The organism is Paraburkholderia caledonica (assembly GCF_000383275.1).
GTDB classification, from domain to species: Bacteria; Pseudomonadota; Gammaproteobacteria; order Burkholderiales; family Burkholderiaceae; genus Paraburkholderia; species Paraburkholderia caledonica.
In genome coordinates this window covers 244,729-258,236 of the sequence record NZ_KB911038.1, presented here as the reverse complement: position 1 = coordinate 258,236, position 13,508 = coordinate 244,729, and the positions used below count along the sequence as shown (strand labels likewise).

Here is a 13,508-nt window from a genome sequence, read left to right as displayed (position 1 = left end):
GACGGGGCGTCGCCGACGGCCAGCCGAAGTAGACACTCGCGGCCGGGTCATCGAGCGCCCTCTTGCTGCGTGCGTACCGCCTGGCCGTCGCGGCAAAGCGTCTGACACGCGAGCGCGTGCGCGCGTCCGTCGATCGTCACGCTGCATTCCTGGCATACGCAGGCGACGGTGGCGATCTACAAACTGCTGAAAGCAGGACGGCTTGAAGAAGCGCGGACGAGAGCTAACCGCAAAGTTCAGGCGGCCTGCTGCTGCTCATGTATCGCCTCTTCCTGACGCAGATGCAGCAGCCTGTAGCCGCTCTTATAGACCGGCTGCAAGCGGAACTCGTTTTGCGGCTCGATCTCGAGCAACAGGCGCAGCCGCGACACATGGCTGTCGATCGTGCGCGTGAACTCGCGGAATTCACGGCCCCACACCATCGCGAAGATGTGATCGCGCGACATGACGCGGCCAATGTTCGAGAAGAACAGCGAAGCCAGCCGGTATTGCGTGCCGGATAACGAGACCGGCTGACCGCGCAGCATGACGATCTGCCGATGCGTGTCGAAACGGTACGGTCCTACGTCGAAGCTCGAAGTGCTGAAGCGGTCCGGATAGGCGCGCCGCAGCATCGCCGCGACGCGCTCGCGAAACTCGGCGGGACGCACCGGCAGCGCGGTGTAGTCGTCGGCGCCGTTGACGAACGCGCGCACCATACTTTCTTCCGACGTGTCTCTCGACACGAAGATCACCGGCACGCGGTCGCCGCCGACCGCCCGCGCCGTCCTCAACACCTCGGTGCCCGACAGACGGGTGCCGTGCCAGTCCAGCACGAGCAGATCCACGGTGGACCGGGCCAGCGTTTTCGACATGGTGAGACCGTCGTCGTAGCCCGCGCAGGTATGGCCGGCACTCGTCAGGATTTTTTCAATCGACTGACGCATGACGGGATCACGTTGAAGAATGGCAATGCGCATGGGATGACTCTTAACAGGTGGCGTGGACGCGATTCTCAAAGGCGCCTGGCCCCTATCCCATAGGATCAATCCGAATTTGACGCGCGCTCTGACGAATCGCATCGACGAGTGGCCGACGGACTACAGCCGCCTTCGCACGACACGCAGGGTTCGTCGCAAGATCCGGGAAATTGCAGGACAGGCGGAACTTTTCCCAATCTAATTAAGCACTTCCCGAAGCGAATCGCTTTCATCCTGTAAAATCCCGCGCTGGCTTCTTTCGTCATCGCGCCGCCCTACCCGGGCCGGTGCGCCGGTGTCCCGCGCTCTACCCAGCCGCCGCCACACTTCTCGCCCGACGACCGCCGTTTTTCCACGCGACACGTGGTTTCCAATTCAAGACAACGACAAAGCAATGCAAGCGACAAATCTGGGTGGAGCGCAGGCTGTCACCCCACGCCCTCTTGGGCGCAGCGACTACAAGACACTCGGCCTCGCCGCTCTAGGCGGCGCGCTCGAGTTTTACGACTTCATCATCTTCGTGTTCTTCGCACCGGCAATCGGCCAGTTGTTCTTCCCGGCCGCGATGCCGGACTGGCTGCGGCAGGTGCAGACTTTCGGCATCTTCGCCGCGGGCTACCTCGCGCGACCGCTCGGCGGCATCATCATGGCGCACTTCGGCGATCTGTTCGGCCGCAAGCGCATGTTCACGCTGAGCGTGCTGCTCATGTCCGTGCCGACGCTGATGATGGGCCTGTTGCCCACCTACGCGAGCATCGGCGTCATGGCGCCGGTCCTGCTGCTGCTATTTCGCGTGATGCAAGGCGCGGCTGTCGGCGGTGAAGTGCCGGGCGCATGGGTGTTCGTCTCCGAGCACGTGCCGCAGCGGCACATCGGCTATGCGTGCGGCACGCTGACGGCGGGCCTCACTGCCGGCATCCTGCTCGGTTCGCTGATCGCGTCGGCGGTCAATCGCAATTTCGCGCCCGCCGAGATCGCGGACTACGCGTGGCGCATTCCGTTTCTGATCGGCGGCGTGTTCGGCATGTTCTCCGTCTACCTGCGCCGCTGGCTGCACGAGACGCCGGTCTTCGCCGAACTGAAGCAGCGCAAGGCGATTGCCGCCGAAGTACCGCTCAAGGCCGTGCTGCGCGACCACGGCCGCGCGGTGATCGTCTCGATGCTGCTTACGTGGATGCTGTCCGCCGCTATCGTCGTCGTGATTCTGATGACGCCGACGCTGCTGCAGAAGCAGTTTCACATTGCGCCGGCCACCGCTTTGCTGGCCAACTGCGTGGCGACGCTGTGCCTGACGATCGGCTGTGTGTTGGCGGGCTCGATCGCCGGCCGCATCGGCGCGGGACGCACTATTTTCATCGGCGGCCTTGCGCTGGCCGTGACGTATTACGTGATGTTCCAGCAACTCTCCGTCGATGCCTCGGCGCTCGTGCCGCTGTACGGCGTGACCGGGCTGCTCGTCGGCGTAATCGGCGCGATTCCGTTCGTGATGGTGAAAGCCTTCCCGCCGGTCGTGCGCTTTTCGGGCATCTCGTTCTCGTACAACGTCGCCTATGCGATCTTCGGCGGCCTCACGCCAATCGCCGTGTCGCTGATGATGAAGTCCAACCCGATGGCCGCGCCGCTGTATGTCGGCGCGATCTGCGTGATCGGTGCACTGACCACGCTGTTCATCAAGGATGCGCCGCAGAAGCGCTGATCCAGCGCACGCGGTGGTGAAGAGAATGGCGCGCCTTCGGGTGCGCCGTTTTTATTTGCGGCGGCGTTTTCCTGTCCGCTTGTAGACAGCGCCCGACTCGTCACCCCATTCCGGAGACCACGGCAGCTACAGTTTTCGACCGACATCGACACTTCACGCCGGCCCGAAACATGGTGCGCCACATCGCGCCTACGATATAGCGCATGACCTCCACAAAACGTACCGTTTCGCCCGCCCTCGGCCGCGTGCTCGCGACTGTCAGCGTGGGCTTCGTCGTCACGCAACTCGACGTGACCATCGTCAATATTGCGCTGCCTGAAATCGGCGCGAATCTGCACGCCAATGTCGCGGGCCTTCAATGGGTCGTCGACGCCTACACGCTCGCCTTCGCGGTGCTGATGCTGTCGGCCGGTGCGCTCGGCGACCGCTTCGGCGCGCGCCGGCTGTACGCGGCGGGTATCGTGCTGTTCGCGCTCGCGTCGCTGGCTTGCGGCGTCGCGTCCGGCGCGCCGATGCTGGTCGCCGCGCGAGCGTTGCAAGGCATCGGCGCCGCCGCGATGCTGCCGAACTCGCTCGCCTTGCTGAATCAGTCGTACGGACACGACCCGAAACTGCGGGCTCGCTCCGTCGGGCTGTGGACGGCGGCGGGCGCGATCTCCATCGCGGCCGGCCCGGTAGCAGGCGGGCTGCTGATCGCCGCCTTCGGCTGGCGCAGCATTTTTCTTGTCAATCTGCCGATCTGCGCTGCCGGTTTTCTGGCGACCCTGTTATGGGTGCCACGCCCTGAAGCCGCTGTCCCGGCAACCGCTCATCCGGAAACAGCCGATCCTGAAACCGCTCCGCCGACGCCGCGCGGCATCGATCTGAGCGGCCAGACGCTCGCCATTGTCGCGTTGACCGCGTTCGTCGCCGCGGTGATCGAATGGCGGCCACTCGGCTTGAGCCATCCGCTCGTCGCGGGCGGTTTCGTGCTTGCGGCGCTCGCCGGCAGCGCGTTTGTCGCGGTCGAAGCGCGCGCGAGCGCGCCGATGCTGCCGCTTTCGCTATTCGCCGGGCGCAGCTTCAGCGCGGCCGTGCTGTTCGGCATCTGCGTGAACATGACCTATTACGGGATGGTGTTCGTGCTGAGCCTGTACCTGCAGCGGGTGCGCGGCTACACAGCGTTGCAGGCCGGTCTCGCATTTTTGCCGTTGACGGGCGGCTTCCTGATCTCGAACGTCGCAAGCGGCTGGGTGGTGGGCCGCTTCGGCGTGCGTGTACCGATGATTGCCGGCGCGATCACCGCCGGGCTTGGCTACGGCCTGCTGCATCTGGTCGACGCGAGCACGCCGCTGATCGGCCTGCTGCTGCCGTTCCTGCTGATTCCGTCAGGCATGGGACTCGCCGTCCCCGCGATGACGACCGCCGTGCTGGCGTCGGCGCAAGCGTCGCGGGCGGGCACGGCGTCGGCGGTATTGAACACGGCCCGGCAGGCGGGCGGCGCAGTGGGCGTGGCCGCATTCGGCGCGCTCGCGAGCGGGTCGGCGGCCACGCAAATCGTCTCGGGGATGCAAGCGGCGACCGCGATCTCGGTCGGCCTGCTCGCGTTCGCTGGCGTGATCAGCTGCCTCGTGCATCCGCAGCCGCATTCGTCGTCGCAGGCAAGGCGTGAGGCGGATTCTGCGCCAGTCGGCAATTCGCGCTGAGCCTGCGCGTCCGGCCGGACGGCCTTTGCCGACGACACATGAAAAACGACCCCCGCGGCTCGGGCGCCTCGGGGGTCGTCGACAGAATTGTCAGCGGTGAATAAGACCGCGTGCGTAAAGCAGCCAGGCGCGCTACAGCGACGCCTCCTGAATCGTTCCGGTATTGATCGCGGCTTCGATCAGCCCTTCGCTTTGCGCCTTGCTGATTGCGTCGGCAATCAGTTTTTCGGGCTCCTCGATCTCGGCCTTGATTGCGCTCAGGAAGCCGGACGCATCCAGCACCACGAGTGTTTTTGCGGACTCGGCGAGGCTGATGATCACGCGATGCGGCGTGGGCCCTTCTCCAAGACTCGCGCACAACTGCAACACTTTGCCGCCAATGGATTGCTCGAAACTTTGAATCATATTTACTCCCTTGTTTGCAGCCGGAATACGTCAGTCAGGCAAAACCAGCGGGGGATCGCTGAGCGTGGTGCGCTCAAAGACCCAACCCGCTGCGCGGCGCGCGCGCACCGTCGATACTGATACGCCCCGCGCCGGTCACGAACAGCAGCAGAAAACCGCCGGCGATCCCAATGTTTTTCCAGAAATGGATCACCATGTCGCGCTGCAAGGCGGCGTCCGTCACGTTCCAGAAGTCGTGGCCGAGGACCGCCGTAGCCACCGTATAAACCGCCATGATGAGCGCGAGCGGACGCACCTTGAAGCCGACTATCAGCAGGAGCCCGCCCACTGCCTCGACCGCGGTGGCGATCGGCGCGGCGATCTGCACGAAGGGCACGCCCTTGGAGTGCAGGTAGCCGACAAAGCCCGCATAGCCCAGCAGTTTCATCACACCGCCCCATAGAAACAGAACAGCGAGAGCAATGCGTGCGATGAGAATAACGCCGGAATCGACGGGACGCGTCATGGGGGACTCCTGTAGATGAATAAGCAGCAGACCCGACTAAAAGGCCGCAGTTCCCTACTTTGCCTCTGAGCATATGTGCATTGCCCGCGCTTTCCAAGACGGGCAAGCATTTGAACGACGCAAAGCGGCAGACTGACGACTACGAGCGAGGGGCGTCCGGCGCGAGCAAAACGCCTTTTGTGAAGACGAAGCAGCCATAGCCGCGCTCCTCGCCGGTGGCGATCACACAATACGCCTTGCGCGCGCGCTCATAAAACGCGAACCGTTCGATGGACGCAAACGGCACGTCGCGCCCTTCGGCGGCATTGACCTCGGCCTGCGCCTCGCGCTGCACGGCGGGCATGGTATGCGGCTCGCCGACCACTTCCATGCGCGATGCGGGTTGGTCGATGAACGTATCGAGCGGCATGACCGAGAGCACGGCGCGGATCGCACGCGGCGAGCTCACGCCGTCGAGACGAAGCAGCTTGCCGAGCACCGAGGAGCGCGCGACGGAGTTGGCCGGAAAGTTGGCGTCGCAAATAACGAGCTCGTCGCCGTGTCCCATTGAGCGCAGGGCATGCAGTATGTCGGCGTTGAGCAGAGGATCGAGATTCTTAAGCACTGTGTCTCCATGCAAGTTGCTTGCGGTTATTCGAATGGCTCGCATTGCGGCAATCGATTGTAGCAAGCAACGTTGCGCGTTTCGGGGAGATTCCAGTGAAGAGTGCACGACGTGCCGCCCCCGCGCCGCGGCGCGCCGCCGCAACGCCACCGCAACCATCCGACGACCGCGAGCAGCATCAGCCCCGCGCCGCCCGCCACCGGTTCGCGCCAGCCGAGTAACGCGGTAAACATGAATGCCCGCGGGCCGGCGAGCAGCGCGAAGCCGGCAATCGCGCCGCAGAGCGCGTCGATGGCGTGTGCGTATCGCGCAAACTTGATGACGGGCTCGTGCATGATCGTCTCCACGCAAAGATGACAGTAGCGAAGCAGCGAACGCTGTGCGATCAGGCGCCCGTGGGCACCTGATCGAGGAAGCCGGTCACCGCCTGCAGACGGCCGTGCGCGTCGACCACGCCGAAGTCGGAGCCCTTGACGATCGCCTCGCCGTCGGGCGTGACGAGCGCCCACGAAAAGCGCAGGCGGTTGCCAAAACCGTCCACGTCGGTCGAGCGGCGAAACGTGTGATGCGCAAAGCGCTCCTGGACCGCGCGGATCATCGCGTCGATGCCGTCGTGGCCGGAGCCGGCCATCAGCGGGTCGCGGTAGTCGGCGTCGGTCGCCCATGTCGCGGCGATCAGCTTGCGACGGCGCTCGCCATCGGTCTCGTTCCATGCGTCGAAATAACGGTCGATCAGATCGGTATGCGCGTTCATCTGCAACTCCTTGATTGGCAATGACTGAGCGCTACGCTCGGCATACACGTCGCATGCGGCGGGCTCGGAGTGAAGATTCGCGGATAGCGGGCCGCGCGTCGATTACGTCGCAGGTAATCGTTGTGCGGCGCGTCCCGGCGGTCCCGGTGTTAGTGCGCGGCAATGCGTCGAGCGCATTACCTCGCAGGTAATGGATCGGCGCGGCGCTTTAGCTATCATCGTTGGCATGAACACACTTTCTTCTGCGCAAAGCGCCCCGTCGCCACGGCCCGCGACCAGCCGCACCGTCGGCGATCTGCTGCGTGAATGGCGGCAGCGGCGAAGGATGAGTCAGTTGCTGCTCGCCGCCGAAGCCGACATCTCGACGCGGCATCTGAGCTTCGTCGAATCCGGCCGCGCAATGCCGAGCCGCGAGATGGTCATGCATCTTGCCGAGCGCCTCGACGTGCCGCTGCGCGCACGGAATGCGTTGCTCGTCGCGGCCGGTTACGCGCCGCTGTTTCGCGAGCGTCCGCTATCGGACCCGCAACTGAGCGCCGCGCGCGAAGCCGTCGAACTGGTGTTGAAGGGCCACGAACCGTATCCGGCGCTCGCCGTCGACCGGCACTGGAACATCGTCGCCACGAATAACGCCCTCGGGCCGCTCCTGTCGGGCGCGAGTCCCGATCTGCTGAAGCCGCCCGTGAATGCGTTGCGCCTGAGCCTGCATCCGGAAGGCATTGCTTCGTCCATCGTCAACTGGCATGCGTGGCGGGAGCACGTGCTCGCGCGGCTGCAACGGCAGATCGACGTAAGCGCCGACCAAACGCTCAGCGCGCTGCGCGACGAACTGGCGGCCTATCCGACGCCGCCGGGAGCGCAGCCGCCCGAGCCCGGCGAGAGCCCGCTCAACCAGATTGCGGTGCCGCTGCGTCTGCGCACGCCGCTTGGCGTGCTGTCGTTTTTCAGCACGACGACGGTGTTCGGTACACCGGTGGACGTGACCTTGTCGGAACTGGCGATTGAAGCGTTCTTTCCGGCCGATCCGCAGACCGCTGCCGCATTGCACGGCTTGACCGACAACCGGCGCTCAGACGGCGTGCACGGGGCGACCGCCGGCACGTGAGGGGTTGCGGGCGGCGGCGTCGGCGCCATCGGGCGCGGCAGCGGCAAACGGTGACAAACAGCGACGCGCCCCGCGCCTGCGAGGATATGCACTACGTGCTATCTTTTTCGATCCTCATTGCGCTTTCGCTCGTCTGCCAACAACGCTCGCCAGCCGCCCGCCGGGCCGCCGGCGCGCGTGCGTTGACAGTCAATCTCATCATGTCCGAACTTTCCTCTACTCTTTCTCCCGCGCCACGCCGTTTCGACCTCAACCCAAAACCGCTTGCCGCGGCTCTCCTTCTGATCGCGCTCGGTGCCGTGTATCTGGCTCAGACCGTCAGTGGCCGTCAGGCCGCGCTCTATATAGTCGGTGCACTGCTCGGCATGTCGCTCTATCACGCGGCGTTCGGTTTCACGTCGGCGTGGCGGGTATTTATCGCCGACGGCCGCGGCGCGGGGCTACGCGCGCAAATGCTGATGCTCGCCGTGGGCGTCGTGCTGTTCTTCCCGGTGCTCGCGTCGGGGACCTTGTTCGGCCATCCGGTGGTGGGGCTCGTAGCGCCCGCCGGCACGTCCGTCCTCGTCGGGGCCTTCATGTTCGGCATCGGCATGCAGCTGGGTGGCGGCTGCGCGTCCGGCACGCTGTACACCGTCGGCGGCGGCAGCACGCGGATGATCGTCACGCTCGCGGCATTTGTAACAGGCTCGGTGGTGGCGACCGCGCACATGCCGTTCTGGACCGCCCTGCCCGCCTTGAAGCCGCTGTCGATGGTCAACACGCTCGGCGCCGGCGCCGCGATCGCGCTGAACCTGGTCATTTTCGCGGTGATCGCGGCGCTGACCGTCATCGTCGAACGGCGGCGGCATGGGCGCCTCGTCAACGAGCCGGCACGTGCGCCGCGCGCATCGCCTTGGCTGCAAGGGCCGTGGCCGCTCTTTGTCGGCGCGCTCGCGCTTGTGCTGCTCAACTTCGCGACGCTTGCGCTGTCGGGCCGTCCGTGGGGCGTGACCTCGGCGTTCGCGTTGTGGGGCGCCAAGCTTTTTGCCGCGCTGGGCGTGAACGTGGCGAGCTGGCCGTACTGGGCGACCCGCGCGAACGCGGGCGCGCTGGCAGCGCCTGTTACACATGACGTCACCACGGTGATGGACGTCGGCATCATTCTCGGCGCCATGGCCGCTGCCGCGCTCGCCGGCCGCTACGCACCGGTCTGGAAAGTGCCGGCGCGCTCGCTAATCGCGGCTGTCGTCGGCGGCCTCCTGCTCGGCTACGGCGCCCGCCTCGCCTATGGTTGTAACATCGGCGCCTACTTCAGCGGCATCGTCTCAGGCAGCCTCCACGGCTGGCTGTGGCTCGTCGCCGCCTTCATCGGAAACGTGCTCGGCACGCGCCTGCGGCCCGCGTTTGGGCTCGAAGTCGAGCGAGTTCGCCCGACGGGCTGCTAATTCTTACCGATCCGGTTACAAACTCGCCGAGTTTGTAACCGGGGCGCCATCTTTTCGTTACAAAATCGGTCCGTCCCTGAAACAGGAAATCGGAAGGTAGTAATTACACGACCCGGCGCGCGCTTTTCGCTTCGTTTCCATTCAGTCTTAATTACCGGTTCTCTCCGAACCGCCTCGGTGTTGCGCGGACGACACGGTCTAATCCCCGCCGTACAAGGGTTTTCATGGATCTGACGAAAGCTCGACAAGGCGGAAAAGGCGTCCAGCGCGGCCCATTACAAGTCCGTGAAATTCTTACCGAAATTTCATGTACTTTTTCGAGATATTTTTTTGAGAAGGGATTGATTTCTAGTTTTGCCCTTCATACAATTCGTCCCAAGCTGTTACGAAATGTAACGCGATGTATCAAAAGGTCGCCATGTGTATCAGGGACGACTTGTAGCCGAAGGACAACGTTTTCGGCGAGGCATAAAAGACATAACGGCAAAAAGCCGACATAGTAATTCGGGGCTTCGGAAACAGAGAAAATGGACCGTAGCAGCGAGACGCTGGACTCAATCCGCGAGATTAACCTGTCGTACATCATGCTTGCGCAACGTATGTTGCGTGAGGACAAACCGATCGGAATGTTCCGTCTGGGTTTGTCGTCGGAACTGGCTGATCTGCTTGCCGGGCTGTCGCTCGCACAGATCGTCAAGCTGGCCTCTTCCGATCAGCTGTTGTGTTTCTTCCGCTTCAACGACCACTCGATGCTGTCGGCGTTGACGCAAACGACGAAGCACACCGCAGTTGCACCGACTCACGCGGCCATCCTGCTTGCAGGCCAGCCCGCTGAGCAATTTGCCTAATAGGGTGACTGCGATGCTCAAGCGTAGCCTGACGGAAGATGCACAAGAAGTGTTTCGTGCGATCGCGTTGATCGAACTCGGCGCACGCATGCAGGTGCTCGAGAGCGAGTTGACGCTCTCGCGTGACCGCATGATCCGCCTGTACCGCGAGGTGAAGGGCGTATCGCCGCCCAAGGGCATGCTGCCGTTCTCGGCGGACTGGTACATGACGTGGCTTGCGAACATTCACGCGTCGCTGTTCTACAACACGTACCTGTTCCTGAAGAACGAAGCGCGTTGCTCGCATCTCGATGCGCTGACCAAAGGGTATCGGCTGTATCTCGAACACTGCAAGCACAGCGAAACCGAGCCGGTGCTCGACCTGACGCGCGCCTGGACGCTGGTGCGTTTCTTCGACGCCGACATCCTGCAGTTGACGAAGTGCTGCCGTTGCACCGGCAAGTTCGTCGCACACAAGCACGACCTGCAGCACAACGTCGTGTGCGGCGCATGCCAGCCGCCGTCGCGTGCCGGCAAGACGAAGAAAGCCGCAGCCGCTCGCCAGGAAGCACTCGAAGCCGCGCAGGTCGCCCAGGCCGCCTGAGCCACGCGGCTTGCCAGATTGAAATTCGATGACGGCTGGTCCGCCCGATTCGAATCCGAAGCCTCAAAGTAAAAGGTCCGCCAATTTGCGCGGACCTTTTTTTGTTCGACGTTCGCGCTCTTCGCGCGGCAACGCGGCGATGCATCAGGCCGCGCCGCACTTCGCCCATTCATTCCCCAACGAGTCCCACCGTCTGCACGACGAGCCACAGGTTCGCCGCGGTAATCACCGCGAATAGCGTCCACGCGACGATCCGCGTGAGCAGCGTATTCGCGAACTCGCCCATCAGCGAGCGGTCGCCGGTCATGCGGATCAGCGGATAAAGCGCGAACGGCAATTGCAGGCTGAGCACGACCTGACTCGCGACGAGCAGCTTGCCCACCGCGCCGTTGCCCATCATCTGCACGCCGATCAGTGCGGGAATCAACGCAAGCGCCCGCGTGATAAAGCGCCGCTGCCAGCACGGAATCTTCAGCTTCAGGAAGCCTTCCATGATGACCTGCCCGGCAACCGTGCCGGTGAAGGTCGAACTTTGTCCCGACGCGAGCAGCGTGATCGCGAACAATACCGCCGCGAAGCCGGTGCCGACAATCGGCGCGAGCAGCTTGTAGGCGTCTTCGATTTCGGTGACCTGATTATGGCCGGTCGCATGAAACGCGGCGGCCGCGAGAATCAGGATCGCCATGTTGATCATCAGCGCCAGCAGCAACGACCCGATCGTATCGATGCGCGACATGCCGATCGCGGAGCCGATGCTCGCCGGATCGCGCTTCACCGCTCGCGTTTGCACGATCGACGAATGCAGATACAGGTTATGCGGCATGACCGTCGCGCCCAGAATCCCGATCGCGAGATACACCGGTTCGCGCGAGCTCAACGCCTGCCACGACGGAATCAGTCCTTGCGCGACCGACGGCCAATGCGGCTTCACGAGTGCGAGTTCGACGATATACCCGACGCCGATTGTCGCGATCAGTCCAAGCATGATCGCTTCCAGGTCGCGGAAGTTCTTGCCCTTCAGGCCGAGCACGATCAACGTGTCGAACGCGGTCAGCAGCACGCCCGTGGTAAGCGAACATTTGAAGAGCAGATGAAAAGCGAGCGCGCCGCCGAGCACTTCCGCGAGATCGCACGCGACGATCGAAAGCTCGGCAAGAAACCATTGCCCTCGCGCGACCGCAGGCGAATAACGCGCCCTCGACAATTCGGCCAGATCGCGCCCTGTCACGATACCCAGGCGCATGCTCAGACATTGCAACGCCATCGCCGCGAGACTCGACAGCATGACGACGAACAGCAGGCTGTAGCCGTAACGCGAGCCGGCTTCAATGTCGGTCGCCCAGTTGCCCGGGTCCATATAGCCGATGGAAACCAGCAGACCGGGGCCGGCGAACTGCAGGATCTTTTTCCAGAAAGGCGCGCCTTGCGAGACGGCGACCGAGCCTTGCACTTCAGACGGGCAAAACGGCGCTGTTGCCGTGGTCGGTAATTTGAACTGCAATCCGGAGATCTCTTGAGAAGGAATAAACGCGGCGCAGACTGGCTGCACCGCGGACCGCCTCAAGTGTACAAAGAAACTTCCGGCAATGTCCCGCTGAGTGCATAACGGCCGACATCGCGCACGCGATAGTCGAGCGGATCGTGCAGCGTGTGCACGCGGGCGTTGCGCCAGAAACGATCGAGCGCGAGCGGTGCATGTGTGGCGCGCGCGCCGCAGGCGTCGAACAGTTTTTCGCTGACGTCGAGCGCCGCACGATGCGCGACGATTTTCGCCTCTGAAGTAGCGAGCGCAACGTGGGCTCGCGCTTCGGCGGAAAGCGACGGGCCTTCGCGCCATGCGGCATCGAGCGCTTGCGCGGCGCGCACGGCCAGCGCTTCGGCGCTCACCGCCTGAATACGCATCTCGCCGAAACGCTGGATCAAGTATGGATCGTCGGTGGCTTTCGTCACGCCCGAAGTCATCCACGGCTTGCCGTATTGCGAGACGTACGCACGCGCTTCTTCGAGCGCGCCTTGTGCGATGCCGACGAACAGATTGGTCATGACCTGCTGCGAGACGAGCGTGCGCAAACTCGCATACGGCGTATCGCCACGTTGCAGGACTTCTTCCGGCTCGACGCGGACCTGGACAAACGACACGCTGCCGCTATCGGTCTGCCGCTGCCCGATCGGATTCCAGTCTTCGTTGACGGTGATGCCCTCGCGCGTGGTCGGCACGACTGCGAACATCGTGCTGCCGGTCTGCGGGTCGTGCCCGGAAACCGTCATCATGTGCGAGCCGCGCGTGCCCGAGCAAAAGCCTTTCTCGCCGTTCAGAACATAGCCGCCGTCGCCGGTTGCGTTGGCAACGAGCCGGGTGTCGAGCGGATTCACCGCGTTGCCCCACCACCAGCGCTCTTTTACCGTACCGCCCAGGTAGCGGTCACGCTGCTCTGCGTTACCCCACACATAGACGCTGACCTCTTGCAAGAACGTGAAGCCGAGCAGATGCGCGAGCGCGCTGTCCACCTGCGCGATCTTGCGAATAGTGTCGTAGATTTCCGGCCACGAAGCGCCCTCGCCGCCGAATTCGCGCGGCACGGCAAGCGTGAGCAAGCCCGCGTCGGCGATCCACTGCTTCTCCTGCGCGGCGTGGCCGCCGGCGAGGTCGCGCTCCGCGGCACTCGCATGCAGTGCCGCGAGCAGGCCGGCGAGATCGCGCACGGTTGGTGCGGCGGACGCCTCGCGCGTCTGCAGCGCCGCGGTCTGGCGAAAATCGTTCATGCTATTTCCACGTGATGATGTTTTCGAGGCGACCCTGCAGTGCAGGTGGAATGGGCTCGCGGGAGGCTTGCGGCGCATCCGGCAGCTTTCATGATAGGCGGTGAGATCCGCGACCGATAGGGCGCGCGTCATTCGTCATGCGAATGCACTGTGTCAGCAGGCCGACGCGAACACGGC

Annotated in this window: 14 protein-coding genes and 1 pseudogene; 6 read left to right on the top strand and 9 right to left on the bottom strand. The window is 63.9% G+C overall.

Going from position 1 to position 13,508, the window contains the following annotated elements:
• Positions 1 to 47: 47 nt before the first annotated feature.
• Together H281_RS36020 and H281_RS0116540 are read right to left on the bottom strand one after the other, a co-directional pair.
• Positions 48 to 158: pseudogene (locus tag H281_RS36020) on the bottom strand (2Fe-2S iron-sulfur cluster-binding protein); the annotation flags it as partial.
• Positions 159 to 236: 78 nt separating this feature from the next.
• The gene (locus H281_RS0116540) at positions 237 to 959 is read right to left on the bottom strand and encodes a response regulator transcription factor (RefSeq protein WP_020068249.1); all 723 of its coding nucleotides are present in this window, start codon (positions 957 to 959) and stop codon (positions 237 to 239) included.
• 394 nt (positions 960 to 1,353) lie between these two features.
• Here H281_RS0116540 and H281_RS0116535 point away from each other — a divergent pair, with 394 nt between their 5' ends.
• Both H281_RS0116535 and H281_RS0116530 read left to right on the top strand, forming a co-directional pair.
• A complete protein-coding gene (locus H281_RS0116535) occupies positions 1,354 to 2,655 on the top strand; it encodes an MFS transporter (protein ID WP_020068248.1) in 1,302 nt (433 codons plus the stop codon).
• Positions 2,656 to 2,858: 203 nt separating this feature from the next.
• Entirely contained in the window at positions 2,859 to 4,340 is a 1,482-nt protein-coding gene (locus H281_RS0116530; RefSeq protein ID WP_020068247.1) for an MFS transporter, read from the top strand.
• A 132-nt stretch (positions 4,341 to 4,472) separates the two neighbouring features.
• On the opposite strand, the gene H281_RS0116525 is transcribed toward H281_RS0116530, so the two are convergent.
• The 5 genes from H281_RS0116525 to H281_RS0116505 form a co-directional block, all read right to left on the bottom strand.
• Positions 4,473 to 4,745 carry a hypothetical protein gene (locus H281_RS0116525; protein WP_020068246.1) on the bottom strand — a complete coding sequence of 91 codons (273 nt, stop codon included), beginning with the start codon at positions 4,743 to 4,745 and terminating at the stop codon, positions 4,473 to 4,475.
• Positions 4,746 to 4,818: 73 nt separating this feature from the next.
• The gene (locus tag H281_RS0116520) at positions 4,819 to 5,250 is read right to left on the bottom strand and encodes a DoxX family protein (protein WP_020068245.1); all 432 of its coding nucleotides are present in this window, start codon (positions 5,248 to 5,250) and stop codon (positions 4,819 to 4,821) included.
• A gap of 139 nt (positions 5,251 to 5,389) precedes the next feature.
• Positions 5,390 to 5,854 (bottom strand): RbsD/FucU family protein, encoded by a 465-nt coding sequence (locus H281_RS0116515; protein ID WP_020068244.1) that lies wholly within the window; start codon positions 5,852 to 5,854, stop codon positions 5,390 to 5,392.
• Positions 5,855 to 5,880: 26 nt separating this feature from the next.
• A complete protein-coding gene (locus H281_RS37320; protein ID WP_020068243.1) occupies positions 5,881 to 6,189 on the bottom strand; it encodes a hypothetical protein in 309 nt (102 codons plus the stop codon).
• Between the two features lie 50 nt (positions 6,190 to 6,239).
• Positions 6,240 to 6,608, bottom strand: coding sequence for a nuclear transport factor 2 family protein (locus H281_RS0116505; RefSeq protein WP_020068242.1), 369 nt, complete (start codon positions 6,606 to 6,608; stop codon positions 6,240 to 6,242).
• Positions 6,609 to 6,834: 226 nt separating this feature from the next.
• Between H281_RS0116505 and H281_RS0116500 the strand changes: the two genes are divergently transcribed.
• From H281_RS0116500 to flhC, 4 genes are all read left to right on the top strand, one after another.
• Entirely contained in the window at positions 6,835 to 7,713 is an 879-nt protein-coding gene (locus tag H281_RS0116500; protein ID WP_241077891.1) for a helix-turn-helix domain-containing protein, read from the top strand.
• Positions 7,714 to 7,913: 200 nt separating this feature from the next.
• The gene (locus H281_RS0116495) at positions 7,914 to 9,137 is read left to right on the top strand and encodes a YeeE/YedE family protein (protein WP_027804669.1); all 1,224 of its coding nucleotides are present in this window, start codon (positions 7,914 to 7,916) and stop codon (positions 9,135 to 9,137) included.
• 527 nt (positions 9,138 to 9,664) lie between these two features.
• A complete protein-coding gene (gene flhD / locus H281_RS0116490) occupies positions 9,665 to 9,985 on the top strand; it encodes a flagellar transcriptional regulator FlhD (protein WP_020068239.1) in 321 nt (106 codons plus the stop codon).
• A 13-nt stretch (positions 9,986 to 9,998) separates the two neighbouring features.
• Positions 9,999 to 10,568, top strand: coding sequence for a flagellar transcriptional regulator FlhC (gene flhC / locus H281_RS0116485; RefSeq protein WP_020068238.1), 570 nt, complete (start codon positions 9,999 to 10,001; stop codon positions 10,566 to 10,568).
• A 169-nt stretch (positions 10,569 to 10,737) separates the two neighbouring features.
• Here the strand turns inward: flhC and H281_RS0116480 are convergent, their stop codons facing one another.
• The gene (locus tag H281_RS0116480) at positions 10,738 to 12,069 is read right to left on the bottom strand and encodes an Nramp family divalent metal transporter (RefSeq protein ID WP_027804668.1); all 1,332 of its coding nucleotides are present in this window, start codon (positions 12,067 to 12,069) and stop codon (positions 10,738 to 10,740) included.
• A gap of 59 nt (positions 12,070 to 12,128) precedes the next feature.
• Positions 12,129 to 13,331 carry an acyl-CoA dehydrogenase family protein gene (locus H281_RS0116475; protein ID WP_020068236.1) on the bottom strand — a complete coding sequence of 401 codons (1,203 nt, stop codon included), beginning with the start codon at positions 13,329 to 13,331 and terminating at the stop codon, positions 12,129 to 12,131.
• Positions 13,332 to 13,508 lie beyond the last annotated feature (177 nt).

Bases quoted from the DNA above. Each gene is read 5' to 3' on its own strand.
- flhD (WP_020068239.1), top strand. From the start codon at position 9,665: ATGGACCGTAGCAGCGAGACGCTGGACTCAATCCGCGAGATTAACCTG.
- H281_RS0116495 (WP_027804669.1), top strand. From the start codon at position 7,914: ATGTCCGAACTTTCCTCTACTCTTTCTCCCGCGCCACGCCGTTTCGAC.
- H281_RS0116540 (WP_020068249.1), bottom strand. From the start codon at position 959: ATGCGCATTGCCATTCTTCAACGTGATCCCGTCATGCGTCAGTCGATT.
- H281_RS0116530 (WP_020068247.1), top strand. From the start codon at position 2,859: ATGACCTCCACAAAACGTACCGTTTCGCCCGCCCTCGGCCGCGTGCTC.
- H281_RS37320 (WP_020068243.1), bottom strand. From the start codon at position 6,189: ATGCACGAGCCCGTCATCAAGTTTGCGCGATACGCACACGCCATCGAC.
- H281_RS0116475 (WP_020068236.1), bottom strand. From the start codon at position 13,331: ATGAACGATTTTCGCCAGACCGCGGCGCTGCAGACGCGCGAGGCGTCC.
- H281_RS0116505 (WP_020068242.1), bottom strand. From the start codon at position 6,608: ATGAACGCGCATACCGATCTGATCGACCGTTATTTCGACGCATGGAAC.
- H281_RS0116500 (WP_241077891.1), top strand. From the start codon at position 6,835: ATGAACACACTTTCTTCTGCGCAAAGCGCCCCGTCGCCACGGCCCGCG.
- H281_RS0116535 (WP_020068248.1), top strand. From the start codon at position 1,354: ATGCAAGCGACAAATCTGGGTGGAGCGCAGGCTGTCACCCCACGCCCT.
- H281_RS0116525 (WP_020068246.1), bottom strand. From the start codon at position 4,745: ATGATTCAAAGTTTCGAGCAATCCATTGGCGGCAAAGTGTTGCAGTTG.
- H281_RS0116520 (WP_020068245.1), bottom strand. From the start codon at position 5,250: ATGACGCGTCCCGTCGATTCCGGCGTTATTCTCATCGCACGCATTGCT.
- flhC (WP_020068238.1), top strand. From the start codon at position 9,999: ATGCTCAAGCGTAGCCTGACGGAAGATGCACAAGAAGTGTTTCGTGCG.